General features: G+C 36.5%; 15 protein-coding genes and 1 pseudogene. 12 read left to right on the top strand and 4 right to left on the bottom strand.

Annotated elements, in window-relative coordinates; genetic code table 11:
- Nucleotides 1-135: 135 nt before the first annotated feature.
- Nucleotides 136-987, bottom strand: a complete 852-nt coding sequence (locus LY60_RS15745) for a GNAT family N-acetyltransferase (RefSeq protein WP_145086095.1) — start codon at nt 985-987, stop codon at nt 136-138.
- Between the two features lie 76 nt (nt 988-1,063).
- On the opposite strand from LY60_RS15745, the gene LY60_RS15740 reads away from it, so the two are divergent.
- Nucleotides 1,064-1,414: a DUF2200 domain-containing protein gene (locus LY60_RS15740; protein WP_145086092.1), complete on the top strand. Its 351-nt coding sequence runs from the start codon at nt 1,064-1,066 to the stop codon at nt 1,412-1,414.
- Nucleotides 1,415-1,506: 92 nt separating this feature from the next.
- On the opposite strand, the gene LY60_RS15735 is transcribed toward LY60_RS15740, so the two are convergent.
- A complete protein-coding gene (locus LY60_RS15735) occupies nt 1,507-2,406 on the bottom strand; it encodes a PhzF family isomerase (RefSeq protein ID WP_145086089.1) in 900 nt (299 codons plus the stop codon).
- A 132-nt stretch (nt 2,407-2,538) separates the two neighbouring features.
- Here LY60_RS15735 and LY60_RS15730 point away from each other — a divergent pair, with 132 nt between their 5' ends.
- From LY60_RS15730 to LY60_RS15700, 7 genes are all read left to right on the top strand, one after another.
- The gene (locus tag LY60_RS15730; protein WP_145086087.1) at nt 2,539-2,892 is read left to right on the top strand and encodes a winged helix-turn-helix transcriptional regulator; all 354 of its coding nucleotides are present in this window, start codon (nt 2,539-2,541) and stop codon (nt 2,890-2,892) included.
- Nucleotides 2,893-3,073: 181 nt separating this feature from the next.
- Nucleotides 3,074-4,246, top strand: a complete 1,173-nt coding sequence (locus tag LY60_RS15725; RefSeq protein WP_145086084.1) for a phosphodiester glycosidase family protein — start codon at nt 3,074-3,076, stop codon at nt 4,244-4,246.
- A 449-nt stretch (nt 4,247-4,695) separates the two neighbouring features.
- Nucleotides 4,696-5,934, top strand: coding sequence for a sodium/glutamate symporter (gltS, locus tag LY60_RS15720; protein ID WP_145086081.1), 1,239 nt, complete (start codon nt 4,696-4,698; stop codon nt 5,932-5,934).
- A gap of 13 nt (nt 5,935-5,947) precedes the next feature.
- Nucleotides 5,948-6,847: a glutamate formimidoyltransferase gene (ftcD, locus tag LY60_RS15715; RefSeq protein ID WP_019228575.1), complete on the top strand. Its 900-nt coding sequence runs from the start codon at nt 5,948-5,950 to the stop codon at nt 6,845-6,847.
- A gap of 95 nt (nt 6,848-6,942) precedes the next feature.
- Nucleotides 6,943-7,506: a cyclodeaminase/cyclohydrolase family protein gene (locus LY60_RS15710; RefSeq protein ID WP_246145536.1), complete on the top strand. Its 564-nt coding sequence runs from the start codon at nt 6,943-6,945 to the stop codon at nt 7,504-7,506.
- A gap of 174 nt (nt 7,507-7,680) precedes the next feature.
- Nucleotides 7,681-9,258, top strand: a complete 1,578-nt coding sequence (locus LY60_RS15705; protein ID WP_145086074.1) for a transporter substrate-binding domain-containing protein — start codon at nt 7,681-7,683, stop codon at nt 9,256-9,258.
- A complete protein-coding gene (locus tag LY60_RS15700) occupies nt 9,255-10,598 on the top strand; it encodes a sigma-54-dependent transcriptional regulator (RefSeq protein WP_145086071.1) in 1,344 nt (447 codons plus the stop codon). Before LY60_RS15705 ends, LY60_RS15700 begins: the two co-directional genes overlap by 4 nt.
- A gap of 55 nt (nt 10,599-10,653) precedes the next feature.
- Here LY60_RS15700 and LY60_RS15695 read toward each other — a convergent pair whose 3' ends face one another.
- On the bottom strand, nt 10,654-12,030 hold the full coding sequence (locus LY60_RS15695; RefSeq protein WP_145086068.1) for an aminotransferase-like domain-containing protein: 1,377 nt from the start codon (nt 12,028-12,030) through the stop codon (nt 10,654-10,656).
- Between the two features lie 135 nt (nt 12,031-12,165).
- On the opposite strand from LY60_RS15695, the pseudogene LY60_RS18260 reads away from it, so the two are divergent.
- The 3 genes and pseudogenes from LY60_RS18260 to LY60_RS15685 all read left to right on the top strand — a co-directional run.
- Nucleotides 12,166-12,480 (top strand): annotated as a pseudogene (locus LY60_RS18260) (aminotransferase class III-fold pyridoxal phosphate-dependent enzyme); the annotation flags it as partial.
- A 186-nt stretch (nt 12,481-12,666) separates the two neighbouring features.
- Nucleotides 12,667-13,413 (top strand): aminotransferase class III-fold pyridoxal phosphate-dependent enzyme, encoded by a 747-nt coding sequence (locus LY60_RS18255; RefSeq protein ID WP_246145542.1) that lies wholly within the window; start codon nt 12,667-12,669, stop codon nt 13,411-13,413.
- A 235-nt stretch (nt 13,414-13,648) separates the two neighbouring features.
- A complete protein-coding gene (locus LY60_RS15685) occupies nt 13,649-14,668 on the top strand; it encodes a DUF362 domain-containing protein (protein WP_145086061.1) in 1,020 nt (339 codons plus the stop codon).
- 51 nt (nt 14,669-14,719) lie between these two features.
- Here LY60_RS15685 and LY60_RS15680 read toward each other — a convergent pair whose 3' ends face one another.
- Nucleotides 14,720-15,028 (bottom strand): PadR family transcriptional regulator, encoded by a 309-nt coding sequence (locus tag LY60_RS15680; RefSeq protein WP_040582178.1) that lies wholly within the window; start codon nt 15,026-15,028, stop codon nt 14,720-14,722.
- Nucleotides 15,029-15,212: 184 nt separating this feature from the next.
- Here LY60_RS15680 and chrA point away from each other — a divergent pair, with 184 nt between their 5' ends.
- Nucleotides 15,213-16,412 carry a chromate efflux transporter gene (gene chrA / locus LY60_RS15675; protein ID WP_145086056.1) on the top strand — a complete coding sequence of 400 codons (1,200 nt, stop codon included), beginning with the start codon at nt 15,213-15,215 and terminating at the stop codon, nt 16,410-16,412.

The raw sequence follows: 16,412 nt of genomic DNA, 5'->3' as shown, positions 1-16,412 counted from the left end.
ATGCTTAATCTGAGTGCTTGAGCATCAGATTAAGCGGCCGAAAAGGATTGAGACAATGAAAGTGCTCAGTCCTTTTTTATTTGTGAAGATAGTCCTGCTAATTAAATGGAACTTTTCAATTTTACGCACAAAAACCTATAGAGGTAAGTACATTTCATATTGCTCAATTGGTTCTTTCTGGAATTGCTGCTTTCTTAAAAATCCTTCCAGAGAAGAATTATTAGGAATACATATTGTACACTTTTCAGCATTTTGCATTTGAGCAGCCTTTTGAACCATGCTGCTGCCAAGACCTTGATTGCGGTACGCTGGGTCGACCCAGAGGAAGTTAATTTTGCCCTGTGAGCTCATGGCAATATAAGCAATTTCTTTATTACCTTCATAAGCTGCGAAATAAGCTTCATTTGTGCTCATAGCATAAAAAGGTGTATCGCTTTGCCAATTTATGTGGCAGTCCATAAGTGTTTTTCTAAAGTCATCTATTTTTTCAAATGATATATTTTTTATGATGTAAGGATGTGAATCTTTTGAAAAATGCATGGATTTAATAGTTCCTGAGTAGTATTTTAAATCATATACTTTTGTATAACCGCAGTTTTCATAAAATTTAACGGCCCTCTCATTACTTTTTATTACCTCAAGAAATAACTGCTTGCACCTTTCATTAACTGCAGATGATTTATGCATTTCAAGCAGTTTATTGCTGATTCCACAGCCTCGGTATTCAGGGGCAATGCAAAGAGTGCCACAGCGCATTGTCTTAAGACCGTCAAAAAATCGTATGCCTCCAAGAATTATACCTACCGGAAGCTCATTATCAAGAGCAATAATGGATTGATTTAATGAATTGCCTTCAGGTCCAAAAAATCTGCTTTCAAAGACATTCTGACTCATTTTCAATGGAACTATATAGTCTGAAAATCCAAGACTAAAAGCAGCGAATATTTCATTCATGGTAACATCGGTACAAGTTTTGTAAATTATCATAATATTTACCCCCTCAAATCATGATTTTTAATGGTTTTAGTGTTATAATAAAAGAAAAATACAAACGGAGATGTATATGGCCAAACATAATATTTATACAATGAGTGTTGCAAGTGTCTATCCACATTATGTTACGAAAGCGGAAAAAAAAGGACGTACGAAGGCAGAAGTCGATGAAATAATCCGTTGGCTGACAGGATATTCACAGGAAGGATTTGAGGCTCAGCTGGAAAAACAAACTGATTTTGAAACCTTCTTTGCGGAAGCTCCAAAGCTTAATCCTTCACGTGGACTGATCAAAGGCGTTGTCTGCGGTGTCCGGGTGGAAGACATTGAAGAACCAACTATGCAAGAAATTCGCTACCTGGATAAGCTAATCGATGAGTTAGCAAAAGGAAAATCCATGGAGAAAATTTTGCGTAAATAATTTATTGCATGAACCATAGGGGACGGTTCTCTGTGGCAAGTCACTACTACTTGAACCGTCCATTTTTGAAAAAAATTACTCGTCAAATAACATTAAATAGTTATTTCGGTATGAAATACAATGACCGCCTCTCCAGAAATAGCTACTTCTACCGGATTCTGATCTTCAATTTTTACACTTACTTCAATTATTCCTGTACGACCAATGGCTTCGCCTTGTTTAGCCTTAAACTTTAACATGGAGTTGTTATGTTTAACAAGATTATGGTGAACCAAGTATGCACCTAAAGGTCCATTTGCATTGCCTGTTACAGGATCTTCATTAATGCCAATTGCAGGTGCGAACATTCTTCCATGAATTAAAAAATCATCATCAGGATTGATGGTATATACATAGTAACCATTGCATTTTATCATGTCGCTAAGTTTCACAAGCATTTCATAATTCGGTTTGAGACCATGAAGTATTTCAGGGTTATTAATGCCGACTAAGACTTTTGAATGACCTGTTGATACAATTTGAACAGGGTGGTTATTCAACAATTCTTGATTAGTTATTCCTAAAGCTGTTAATAGCTGTTCCTTCTCATTACCGCTTAGAATGGTACCAAATTCAATTTTTCCCTGGGTCATGGTTATTTTGTAGTCATTTTCATCTTTAAATATTTCAACAGGCAAAATCCCGGCGCCTGTCTTGTGATGGATTACGGCACTATTTAACTTATTTTCAACAGCTCTTGCATAATGAGCTGCAATTGTTGCATGTCCGCATATGGGAACTTCACTTGTAGGAGTAAAAAAGCGTATATGAGCATCGTAGAATTCACTGTCAGAAGAAAAAATAAAGGCAGTTTCAGAATTATTTAACTCTCTTGCAATTTTTTGCATTTGTAATTCAGTTAATCCATCAGCATTTGTTATTACTCCTGCAGGATTTCCGGTGAATTTTTCCTTTGTAAATGAATCAATTTGGTATAAATTGTATTTTTTCATTTTAATTCGCTCCCATTAAGTGTTATAATCTAAACAATTAATAATATTATATTATTAATTATAGAGTAATTTCTAAATTTTACAAGTACGCACTTTTTACTCAGTTACTTACCATTTTGAAAGAGGGTTAATATGGACATAAATGTATTGGAAAAGTTTCCGGATCAGGAAAAGAAACAAAAAGATTTTAGTTGTTCTATAGGGTTTTCCATGACTGTAATAGGAAGCAAGTGGAGGGCAATAATTTTATGGCATATATTGAAGTCTCAGCCCATAAGGTATGGGCAGCTAAAAAAATCCGTACCCAAAATAAGTCACAAAATGCTGTCTCAGGAATTGAAAAAGCTGGAAATGGATGGGCTTATAGAAAGAACATCATATCCAACAATTCCGCCTAAAGTTGAGTATATAACTACTGAAAAGGGAAAATCATTAGAAGGTATTTTGACAGAACTGTGCATGTGGGGCAAAAAGTATATGAGATGATTTTTTATTTACTGGTGGTTTTGAATAACCGCAGGGGACGGATATGTGGCAGCTAAAAGTTTATAAGGCTGTCCAAGAACCGTCCTCATTGCAGTTAAGATAATCTAAAGGGGAATTTGTTATTATTATAAAAAATAAAAAGAAAGTGAAATCTAATAACTAAAAGTATTAGAAATGAAAAATGAAAAAAATAAGTTTAAGAAAAAATATTATGCATTTTATTACAGTGTTTCTAACTACATTTGTTCTGTTATATTTAGTTGCAATATACTCAAATATTCCATTTATTGCAAAATACAGGAGCCTGTATATAGAAACTGCAATGTCTACAATGACACACCAATGGCTTGCAACAAAATTTATTCCAAAGTCAGTTATTGATGATGTATTAAATCAAAGGGACAACCCGGGAATTAAAAAAGGTGATGGAAGTAATGGATTTATAGCTAAAATTAAGAATTTGTTTCATTTAAACGGAAGAGAGTGGTTTGTTGCCGTATTTGATGAAATAAATATGGAAAGCTTTGATAAGTACAAAGAAAACAATCCTGATGTTTTAAAGAACGGATATGAAAATATTTTAATTGATGAAAGTAAAATTGGAGATGCACGGACCGGAATAGTTACAAATCAAGGAGACAATGTAGTTGCAATTGATTCTAAAAATAAAATATTAATAATTGAAGTCAAAGGCGAAGGATACAACGGAAGGCTGGCAATAGCCAAAGATTCCAGCAAAGTCAGGGTTGGAATGGCAGAAGGCGTAAATGAAAACCAAAAAAATGAGGGCAGTCAAATAGATGAGTTGTCTAAATATAATAATGCAATTTTATCAATAAATGCCAGCGGTTTTGTGGATTATGACGGCAATGGAAACGGTGGTCAACCTATTGGAGCTATAATTGAAAACGGAAAAGTTATTAACACTCCGGTTGGGGGAAATTGGTTCACAGTTGGCTTCGATTACAATGATATGATGTTAATAGGAAGAAACATTCCGGAAGGTGAATTAAGAGATGCCGTGGAATTTATGCCAGCTCTGATTTTAGACGGAGAAAAGCAAGTGGAAGGTTCTTCCGGATGGGGCATTCAACCAAGGACAGCTATAGGGCAGAAAGCTAATTTAGATGTCTTAATGTTAGTTGTGGATGGAAGGCAATTAGGTCATAGCATTGGTACAACAGTTGGTGAATGTGCAGATATTATGGAAAGGTATGGAGCAGTTCAAGCCATTAACTTAGATGGAGGAGCAAGCTCAATAATGTATTATAACAATCATCCTGTTACAATACCGGCAATTCGATACGATGTTGGAAGATGGATTCCAAATATCATTATGGTTGAGAACCAATAACCAAATGGAGACGGGTGAAATCCTTATTGACAAATGGACTGGTCAATGAGAACCATCCGAGACCACTGAAAAAGTCTATTTTGTCATCCTGAACGTTAGTGAAGGATCTCATCTTTTGTTGAAAACATGAGATTATTCGAGCAAGCTCTCAGAATGACAGCGAATAAATGTATAGTTTTTCAGTGACCGAACCGTCCCCTATGGACACCCTGCAAAATTTGCACCATGCAAATTTTGCAGGGTGTTTTTTGTATGTAATTAGAAACAGATAATATTTTAAATGTTAAATATATTACAAAATAGAGGTTTTTAAGGATGCGAAAAGTTGGCTTATATTTTGCATAAATAATTAGTAAATATTGATAAATTTAGGCGAAAGGAGTGAAGGATGAAATCGTTGCCTAAGTTGTTGGAATTATATATTAAGTTATAATTAAAAGGAGGATATTATGAAATTTGAATTAATCGAAGGACTTACATCTATTAGTGTTGATTCAACAGTTACTTTGGCATTTGCAGCAGTATTATTGCTTTTAGGTTATTTTGTAAAGAACAAAGTTAAATTATTAGATAAATACTGTATCCCGGCACCTGTAATCGGGGGATTCATATTTATGTTTATTACATGGCTTGGACATTTGTCTGGAACTTTTGCATTTACTTTTGACAATATATTTCAAAGCGCATTTATGCTGGCTTTCTTTACAACAGTAGGGCTTGGTGCAAGTTACAAGCTGCTTGTTAAAGGCGGTAAATTACTTATCGTGTACTGGCTTATTGCCGGTGTAGTATCCATATTACAAAATATATTAGGCATTGCTGTATCTAAGGCAATTGGACTGGAAGCTCCTTATGCTTTATTAGCCAGTGCTATTTCCATGATTGGTGGGCACGGTGCAGCACTTTCATATGGAACCACATTCTCTGAAATGGGCTATGAAGTTGCACCGCTGGTTGGAGCAGCAGCAGCTACTTTTGGTCTCATATCAGCAGTTCTTATAGGTGGACCACTGGGTAGAAGACTTATTGTAAAGTATGACCTTAAGCCTGAAGAGGATTCAAGTTTTGATACTTCTGTTACAGATATAAATGCAAGTGCAGGTCATAAACTAAGTTCACTTGATATAATTAAAAATGTTGCAGCTATTTTAGTATGTATGGCATTTGGAACAATTATTGCCGGTTGGATCAGTAAATTGATAAACATGGGATTCCCGACATATGTGGGTGCAATGTTTGTGGCTGTAATTCTCAGAAATATCAATGAAAAAGCAAACTTGTACAGATTCGACTTTAACCTTGTTGATGAAATTGGAAATGTAATGCTTAACTTATACTTATCACTGGCATTAATGACGTTGAAGCTCTGGGAACTATCAGGATTAATAGGTGGAGTGCTTGTGGTTTTATTCTCACAAGTAATACTAATATCGCTTCTTGGTTACTTCGTAATATTCAGAGTTTTAGGAAAGAACTACGATGCTGCAGTTATGGTAGCAGGTCTTGCCGGACACGGATTAGGAGCTACACCTTCAGCAATTGTAAATATGACAGCTGTTAATGAGAAATATGGTATGAGCAGAAAAGCAATGATGATTGTTCCAATAGTTGGAGCTTTCTTAGTAGACATTATTTATCAGCCACAGACAATTTGGTTTATTAAAACATTTGTGGAAAATTTAAAATAAAAGAGAGGTTGTTATGAAAAGACTAATGGAATGTGTGCCAAACTTCAGCGAAGGAAGAGATGAAGCTTTAGTTGAAAAAATCATTGATGAGGCAAGAAAAATTGAAGGAATTACAATTTTAGATTACTCATCTGATAAGGACCACAACAGAACAGTTTTAACAATGATAGGATCACCCGAGAAAATAAAGGAAGCTGCAATTAATACAGCCAGAAAAGCAGCAGAGCTAATCGACATGTCAAAGCATGAAGGTGCTCACCCAAGAATGGGTGCCACGGATGTTATCCCATTTACTCCGGTTTCAAATGTTACTATTGCTGAGTGTATTGAAGCAGCAAAAGAAGTTGGAGCTGAGCTTGGAAGCTGGGGAATACCGGTATATCTTTATGAGGATGCATGCACAAAGGAAGACAGGAGGAATCTTGCATCTGTAAGAAAAGGACAATATGAAGGTTTCTTTGAAAAGATAAAAGACGAGAACTGGAAGCCGGACTTCGGTCCGCAGGAAATGAACGCAAAAAGCGGTGCTACAGCAGTTGGAGCCAGGGTTCCGTTAGTGGCATTCAATATAAATCTGGATACCCCAAATGTGGAAATCGCAGATAAAATAGCAAAGAAAGTAAGACATTTAGGCGGCGGTCTCAGATATGTAAAGGCTATAGGACTTAAGCTGGAAGAAAGAAATCAAACTCAAGTTTCAATGAACCTGGTTAACTATGAAAAATCAGCAGTATACCAGGCCTTTGAAATGGTGAAGATGGAAGCAAGAAGATACGGTGTAAATGTAGTGGGCAGTGAAGTAATTGGAACCATACCTATGAAAGCTCTTCTTGATGTTGCTGAATATTATTTACAAATAGAAAACTTTGGCATGGATCAAATTTTGGAAAAGAGATTGCTGGACGAACAATAAAATAATAACGAAATTTTATTTGAATTATTCAACTTAGGGCTTGCATACTGCAAGCCTTAAGGATTAAATTAACATTAAAGATACTAGGAGGAATTATGGATTACAAAAATGTATTAGAGCTTATTTTAGATACAGATGATGTTACAGTTGGAGGCGGCAGCGCCTCAGCCTTATCCGGAGCTTTAGCCTGTGGACTTATAGGCATGGTTTGCAAGCTGTCTACAAAGAAAGATTATGGAATATCTGCTGAAAGCCAGTTACAGTATGCAAAAGAACTTGAAGAATTAAGAGAAAGACTGCTGTCCGGAATAGTAGATGATGCCAATGCCTATGGAGTTATTATAGATGCATATAAGCTTCCAAAGGAAACTGAAGAAGAAAAAGAAATTAGAAAAAAAGCAATAGCTAATGCAGGAATAGTTGGTGCTTCAGCTCCTATGTATAATGCAAGACTATGTCGAAGGGTGTACGATATTGGTTCGGAGCTCTCAGGCAAGACTAATCCCAGCTGCAATTCCGACCTGGTAATAGGCACTGATTTAGCAAGAGTTGGAACAAATGGCTGCATAATGAATATCGAAGCAAATCTTCCACTGGTTAAGGATACTGAAAAGTTAGATGAATTTAACAAAACCATAAAGGAACTTAAAATAGATTAGGTTTTTCTTATATTTTATAGAAATTTAATATTGCTCAATTTGCACTGCATAAATAAAGATACCTCTGTTGAGTTTACAGAGGTATTATTCATATTAGAAAACCTTTTTCTAGAATTAAATAACTTCATATGGTAATATAGAATCAACTTATGTAACAGTTCGGAAGGGTATATAATGATAAAAAAAACTGCAGTACTTATCTTATTGATATTTTTCATGAATATGCCTATAGCCTATGGCCTGGGAGAGGCTGAGACTTTTAGAGTAGCAGGAGATATAAAATTTCCTCCTTATGAGTTTCTAGACAGCGACGGCATATATAAAGGGTTTAATGTAGACCTGCTTAAAGCGATAAGTCTTGTTACCGGTATGGAGTTCGAATTTATACCGATGAAATGGGAAGATGCCTTTTATTCCATAGAAAGAGGCCAGGCAGATATTATCCAGGGAATGAAGGAATCTGACGACAGAAGAACCAGGTTTAACTTTACTGACTCTCTGCTTTTAAATTCTCAGTCTATTTTTGTAAGGGACAACAACTACTTAATTAATAATAATTATAATCTTGTAGGAAAAGTTGTGTCAGTGCAAAAGGAAGATATTGTATATTATGAATTAAGCAAGATTAAGGATATTACAATAATTCAATACGATACCATGGAAGAAGCAGTTGCAGCACTTCTTGATGGTGAAGTAGAAGCAATGGTTGGAAATACACTTACAGTTAACTACATATGCAAGGAAAACAATTGGATCGATCAAATTAAAATAGTTGGGCAGACCCTCAATGAACAAAAGTATTCTATGGCTGTTTCAAAAAATAATCCACAATTGTTAAGAAAGCTCAACGAAGGATTAGATGAAATACGAAATAATGGGATGTATGATGCACTGCATAGAAAATGGTTTGGGACGCCCATAAAAAACTCAAGTAAAGAAATGGAAGGACAGATTATAATGCTTTTATTTTCTTTATTTGTACTTTTATTGATAATTCTTACGGTTCAATTGATCAACAGAAAGCTAAACAAAATAATTGAAGAAAAAACCAGAGAAGAAAAGATACTTATAAATGAGTTGAGAAATTATGATAAACTTCAATTTATGGATAAAATAATATCCTCTCTCGCTCATGAAATTAGAAACCCTTTAACATCTATAAAAATTTATACATCTCAAATGAAGAACAAGCTGGAAAACAAGGAATTCATGCTTGCAGCTTCAGAAGATATTCCGGAAGAGATTGATAGAATTGATGCCCTTATTAAAGAGTTTATGGAATATACTTCTCCAAGAAAACCACAAATTAAAGTATTAAATTTAAGAAACGAGTTGGAAAACACAATTAAATTCATTAAACTTCAAATTAAGGATATCTATGTAGATTTACAAATACCTGAGGATTTATATATTGAGTTTGATTCAAGTCACTTCAAACAAATTGTCATAAATATTATTTTGAATAGCAAGGATGCACTTGTTGGTATTGAGAATCCAAGCATAAAAATAAATGGATACAGTGATGGAACAAATGTTAATATTGAGTTTGCTGACAACGGATGTGGAATGGATGAAAAGTCCTTAATCTATATATTTGAACCATTTTATACTACAAAAGACAATGGAAATGGCGTAGGTATGTTTATTGTTAAAAAACTTGTTGAAGAAAATGGTGGAGAAATAATGGCCAAAAATAATGAAAATACCAGCGGCTTAGTTGTATTTATCACAGTGAGGATGGGAGAAAAATGAAAACTAAAATATTGATAGTTGATGATGAAATCAAGATATTACGAGCGCTTAAGTTTTTACTGGAAGACAACTACAATGTATATACAAGTGACAATATTAATGATGCAAAAAAAATATTTATTGAAGAAAAAATCAGTTTAGTATTGCTGGATTTAAGACTGTCAGAAGGCAGCGGACTTGCACTCATGGACGAGTTGCTTGCCATTGACTCAAATGCTGTAATAATAATAATGACTGCCTACTCTACAATTGAGAATTCAATTAAAGCCATCAAATCTGGTGCTTATTATTTTATAACAAAACCAATTGATAACGACCAGCTTCAAATATTGTTGAATACAGCATCTGAAACGCTGAACTTAAAGAAAGAGTTGGACTTGTTACAAGGGCATTTGCGAAAAACACCTATAGGAGATTCAAAAGCAATCAGAGATATTAAAAGTGTAGTAGATAAAATAAAGGATACTGATGCAACAGTACTCATAACCGGTGAAAGTGGCACCGGTAAAGAAATAATAGCTCAGACAATCCATAGCAGCAGCAACAGAGCAGGTAAACCATTCATAGCAATAAATTGTGCTGCAATGCCAAATGAGCTTTTAGAAAGCGAGTTGTTTGGTTATAAAAAAGGATCATTTACAGGGGCTACAAAAGATGATATCGGTTTAATCAGAAAAGCCGAAAATGGAACTCTGTTTCTGGATGAAATAGGAGAAATGAATATTAAACTGCAATCTAAACTACTTAGGTTTATTCAAGAAAAAGAAATTAGGCAAATAGGTGATGAGAAGAATTACCCTGTAGATGTTAGAATTATCTGTTCAACAAACCGCAATTTAAAAGAAGAGATTAAGTCAGGAAATTTCAGAGAAGATCTGTACTACAGAATTAATGTAATAAACATTGTTGCTCCTCCTCTAAGAGAAAGAATTGAAGATCTTGATTTGTTGGTTCCACACTTCATTGATAAGTACAGGATATCATATAACAAAGGAGTTAAGGGCATAACAGATGATGCTATGAATCAGCTTAGGAACTATGATTATGTAGGAAATGTCAGAGAACTTGAAAATATTATTCAAAGGGCAGTTTTATTGTGCGGAGATGAATACATTGGTGTTGATTCTTTGAATCTAAACAATCCAAAGATGATTAAAAAAAATGATGATATTAGTGAAAATTATATAAAAATTTATGAAGGAGAAACGTTAGAAGATATTGAAAAAAGGACCATTGAGTTTGCATTGAAAAATAACGGACAGAACAGAAGGTGGACTGCTGACAGCCTTGGAATAAGTGAAAGATCTCTAAGATATAAAATTAAGGAATACAAATTATAACCATGGAACCATAGGGAACGGGGACGGTTCTTGGCGGCAAATGTACAGAGTGATCTCACCCTATGGTATCATCTATGTTATTTTGTATTTCCCTAAGAATAGCTGCAATAGTATCAAGTTTATCAAATGAAACACCTGAAAGACATAGGCGAACTGCTCGGGATGGTATATCAGAAGCTGATGAACCTTGCTCGGAAGCACAATATGTATCCAGGTAGCAATCTGCAGACGGATTTATAAGTATCCCCTGCTGCTTCAGTCTTTCTTCCAACATAAGCGCAGTTATCCCCTTGGGTAGTATCAGCCATACGAAGATTCCGTGATCTGGCACGTGCCAGTATAGATTTGACGGAGCAAGTGATTCAATGATTCGTCTTGCGATTTTTAGCTTCCTTTCATAGACCCGCCTGATGTTCAGAGTGTGCTTGACATACATTCCGGACTGAATGTAAAGCTGAAGAGCTGCTTGAGGGAGCTGGGATGTATTGATGTCCATGAGTTGCTTCAACTGCATTATCTCATGTGCAAGATCCTCAGGCAGGACTGCAGCTCCAATGCGGATTCCCGGCATGAAAGTTTTGGAAAAACTGCGGATATAGATGGTGCTCTTGTTTGTGTCATAGTAGTGGATGGGAAGAGAGTTCTTTTTTGACCCCAGATCGAAAAGGTAGTCATCTTCGATGATGCGAATGTTATAACGTTGGGATAGGGCCGCAATATGACGCTTGGTGCTTTCATCCAGAGAGAAGCCTGTTGGATTCTGATGTCTTGGAACAATGTAGAAAGCATTTATATCACCTGATTTAAAGAGTTTTTCAAGCTGTTTGAAGTCATATCCGTCTTTTGTACGTGGGATACCTACCATGGGTATTCCCAGACGATCGGCTAGTTCAAGAACCAACCCGTATGTGGGTACTTCAACAAGAAGTTTACCTGGACGGTTTCTGAATATAGCCTGAAAAGCGAGAGAAATGGCTTGCTGAGCTCCGGAAGTTATGAGTATGCGTTCAGCTGTGGTATAGATTCCGTCCTTCTCAAACATTTTATTTAGTTCATGGCGCAGCGGCAGATAGCCGCTGCTGCATTCATAATTGAACAATTCTTCATGATGCCGATCTACAGCGGTGTTGATGACGTGGGTGAACTCTCTGTAAGGTATGAGGTTTTTCTCGAGCCTGACAGTCTTAAAATCCACAATGACACTGGAAGCTACAGGTTCCATTTGTTTACGTATAAGGTAGAAGCCTCCGCAGGGAATGGAATAGACAAGATGTGATTTCTCCAGCTCCTCGTAGGCTTTGTTTACAGTTATTTTGTTGATACCAAGATCTTCAGCCAGTTTTCGACAGCTGGGAAGACGCTGCCCTTGAAGAATTTTGCCTCTTTCAATTTCCTTGAGTATGTGGTCGATGACCAGTTGTTTCTTGCTCATAATGCCTCCAATGTGAATAAAAAACTATAATTGTACTAGTACAGTTTGATAATACCGGAATTGAACTATTATTATATCCATTATATACTAATATTGATATAAAACAAGTTGAAATTCTAATTTGGGAGGCATGAAATGAAACTTTTTGTAAGACCGGAATGGCCTATCACAGCAATCCGAAGCAGAGGCACAAGGGTTATAACAAAGGAATACGGTGAATTGGTTGATATGGAATCCGGATGCTGGGCGGCAGTCCTCGGACACAATCACCCCGATGTGGTTAAGGTTATCCATGAGCAGGTGGATACGTTATTTCATACCCATCAGTACTTTGAAACTGAGCATCCAGCAAAACTTGTTGAGGAGTTGACTGAGGCAGCTAATCTAATCACAAAATACAGCGGTTGTTTCCTATCATCCGGAAGCGAAGCGGTGTCTTTGGCTGTAATGCTTTCTGAGCTCCTTACTGGAAGAAGAAAAAAGCTCAGCATGAACATCTCTTACCTCGGAGCCTCTGCTGATTTAAGACACCCAAGGGACAGAATGTACTGGGACGATCTCGATGTGACAGAATGTCTGAGGTGTGGAGAGGATTGTTCGGGAGTCAGCAATAACATCAGTGATACTGATGGAAACTTGAAAGATATAGGGAGAGACTGTTCATCATGCGGACGATACAACCATTTGGATTTCAGCCAGTATGCTTCCTTTGTGTTTGAACCCGGCAATTCAGGAGGCATGGTTCTTCTACCTCCCGAAAGACTGGTGAACTTTCTTGCTGGAAATGTTCGTGCTGCAGGAGGCCTGTTGGTGGTGAATGAGGTAACCACGGGATTCGGCAGGACCGGTAAATGGTTTGGGTTTCAGCACTACGGATTTTTGAACAGCGTGACAGGTGCGCCGGATTTCATAGCCCTTGGCAAAGGTCTCGGCAATGGATATCCTATAAGTGCTGTCTTGGCCAGAGAGAGTCTTGCAGTGGCTGCTGAGAAGACGGGATTCAGGTATGTTCAATCTCATATTGATGACCCAATGGGTTGCAGAATTGCCAGAGAAGTTGTCAGTGTCATGGCAAAGGGGAACTGGGTGTTGAAAGGATCCGAGATGGGGGAATACCTAAGATCAAGATTGGCAGACATAGCTGCAGGAAATAAGTACATCAAGGAAATTCGCGGAAGAGGCATGATGAATGTGGTAATGCTGGAAAGTGGAGTCAGTGCCGGTGCAATATTTAAGGGTCTCCTAGAAAGAGGTTACTTCTGCGGTTATTCAGAACAACTTAGCTTCATACATCTTTATGCACCGTTGATAATCAGCCGGGAAGATGTCGATGGTTTCTGCAGTGCATTTGAACAGGTATTGGATATAAGGGACGGTTCTTAGCGGCAAGTGGACAGAGAGAACCGTCCCCGATGACTTCCTGATGACCTCTCCTTGTTTTTACATTATTTTTCAAATTAGGTATTGACATAAAGTTAACTTCATCCTTTATTATATATAAGTAAAACATTTAAACCTGTGCTAGAATTAAGCCATAGAAGACAGACGTTTCTTGTATAAGGATTTTAGGTCGGGTAAAAATATTATAACTTAATAGATAATTCAGGAGGAATAAAACGTGAGTAAAGTATACTTTATTAAAAATACAGGATCTGATTACGACAAGCTTGGAAAAGATGCTTTGGAATTATTAAAAAAAATAGTGTCAGAAACAGATCACAGCTTTGAAAAGGAAGTGCCGATAAAAGTTCATTTTGGCGAAAAAGGAAATAAGACTTTCATACCTCCAAAATGCTATGAAGCCACAATAAATTATCTGAAAGAACAGGGAGTTTCTCCTTCATATATCGAAACCAATGTCCTGTACAGAGGAGCAAGGACTACAACGGAACTTCATCTTGAAACAGCAAAATCCCATGGTTTTACGCAGATTCCCATTATAATTGCAGATGGAGACATTGGAACTGAATACAATGAAATAGAAATAAACAAAGAGTATCTTAAAACATGTAAAATAGGTAAAGAATATGGAAAGTACAATCAATTTATTGTTATGAGCCATTTCAAGGGACATGTAGCAGCAGGATTCGGCGGTAGTATAAAGCAGCTTGCTATGGGTTTTGCATCAAGAGCAGGAAAACTTGAGCAGCATTCAGGCATATCACCTGTGGTTGATGCAAAAAACTGTGTGGCATGCGGTATATGTATGAAAAAGTGCAACTACGGCGCTATTCAGGTTTCAGATTATGCAGTTATAGAAGCGAGTAAATGTGTCGGATGTGCCGGATGCATAGCAGTTTGTCCTAAAGGTGTAATTAAAAACACATGGAGCGGATCTCATTTTCTTGAGAAACTTTCAGAATATGCTTATGGTGCCTCAAAAGACAAGGACATCATATACATATCATTTGTTCACAATATTACAAAGGAATGCGACTGTGCCGGAACACACATGAAACCAATTGCAGATAACATAGGCATTGTTGCAGGAAAAGATCCTGTTGCCATGGATGCTGCATGCCTGGACATGGTTCAGAAAAACAGCGGGAAAAAACTTTTTGAAAAGGGCAGGGCATCACTCATACATGCAGAAAAAATAGGATTGGGATCAATGGAGTATGAAATTATTGAAATATAATATAAACTTAAAGTGACCATCTGCTAAACAACACCCTTAAGGGTGTTGTTTTTAATCTTTAATTTCTTTAAACAATTCATAAGCTTTATTTCTTGCTTCTTTCAATACTTCATCGCCTAACTGGGTTATCTTATAGTATTTTCTGACTTTTCCTTCAATTATTCTTTCTTCTTTTTCAAGGAGCCCGCTGGATTCCATATTGTGAAGAATGGGATATAAAGTACCAGGACTCATATTATATCCATGCTCGCTAAGTTCTTCTATCATCCAGCTCCCATAGAAAGGTTCTTTTTTTGCGTGATGTAGAATATGAATCTGTATAAAACCCAGGAAAAATTTCCTTAAAATTTTGTCTTGCATTTATAGTTACCTCTATTGTATAATTTGTTATATCGAAAGTCGATATTGAATAGTGATATTGGTTAATGATTATCATATCACTAAATGTTATATAATTCAAGTGACATATTTTATTATTACATTTAAATTAAAGAATTATTATGGCATAAAGAGGTGTGACAACAGTATATGAAAGGATGATTTTATGAAAAAAGACAATATTTCAGATAATATAAATAAAGTAAGGTGGGGAACTTTTCTAAAGGATGTTTTCATTTGCTCATTGGGCGCTTATGGAGGTCCCGAAGCACATTATGGAGTTTTTACAGACCAATTGGTTATTAAGAAAAATTATTTAACTGAAGAAGAACTGGTAGAACTCATTGCATTAACGGGAATTTTACCTGGTCCAAGCAGCACTCAAACACTTGTAGCCATTGGATACAAAGTTGGAGGTCCTGTGTTGGCGCTTCTGACCATGTTGGTATGGGCACTTCCGGTGTTAACATTGATGACGTTGTTATCATTTTTAAGTCAATTTTTAGGAAATGTAAATGTGTCACAGGATGTACTTCGTTATGTTGGTCCAATGGCTGTTGGATTCATTATTGTAGCTGCATATCGCATAGGGCGAAAAGTAGTAACAGATAAAATTACTTTGATATTGCTGCTGATGGGCGGCATAACAACTTACTTTATTCGGGAACCCTGGATATATCCATTGGTTTTAATTATAGGCGGAGCAGTAAGTGTTGTTACATCAAAGGAAAATAATCTATGGAATCATGTGAAATTAAGTCCTCCATGGGGATATATCATGGCATTTGCATTTTTTACAATTGGAAGTATTTTATTGACTTTAACTTGGGATAACAAGATTGTGCATTTATTTGAAAGCTTTTACCGATATGGATACCTGGTTATTGGCGGCGGGCAGGTAGTGGTGCCCCTCATGTACAGTGAGTTGGTAGAAGTGAATCAATATATGACCAATCAGGAGTTTTTGACTGGCTTTGGCCTTGTACAAGGACTGCCGGGACCAATGTTCAGCTTCAGTGCTTATGCAGGCGGAATGGCTGCACGTGGAGGAAGTGTGTTTACACAAATACTGGGTGCTGTTGCAGGCGGCATTGCCATATTTTTGCCGGGGTTATTACTCATTTATTTCATTTATCCAATATGGGAAAATTTAAAGAAGATAAAAGGAATAAAAATATCATTGAAAGGTATTACTGCTGTTGCCGGTGGACTTATTACAGTATCTGCAATAATTTTGATGCAAAAAAGCGGATTTTTAATTGATAATATAATTGTAATGCTTATTACAGTTGTACTTTTAATCACGAAAAAAGTGCCAGCGCCTTTGATAGTTGCCGCTGCTTTGGCTGCAGGTTTTATATTTTAA

Origin of the sequence: Sedimentibacter saalensis (assembly GCF_007830175.1) — a bacterium.
GTDB classification, from domain to species: domain Bacteria; phylum Bacillota; class Clostridia; order Tissierellales; family Sedimentibacteraceae; genus Sedimentibacter; species Sedimentibacter saalensis.
The sequence above is the reverse complement of the archived record's forward strand: the minus strand, read 5'-3'. Positions and strand labels throughout refer to the sequence as shown.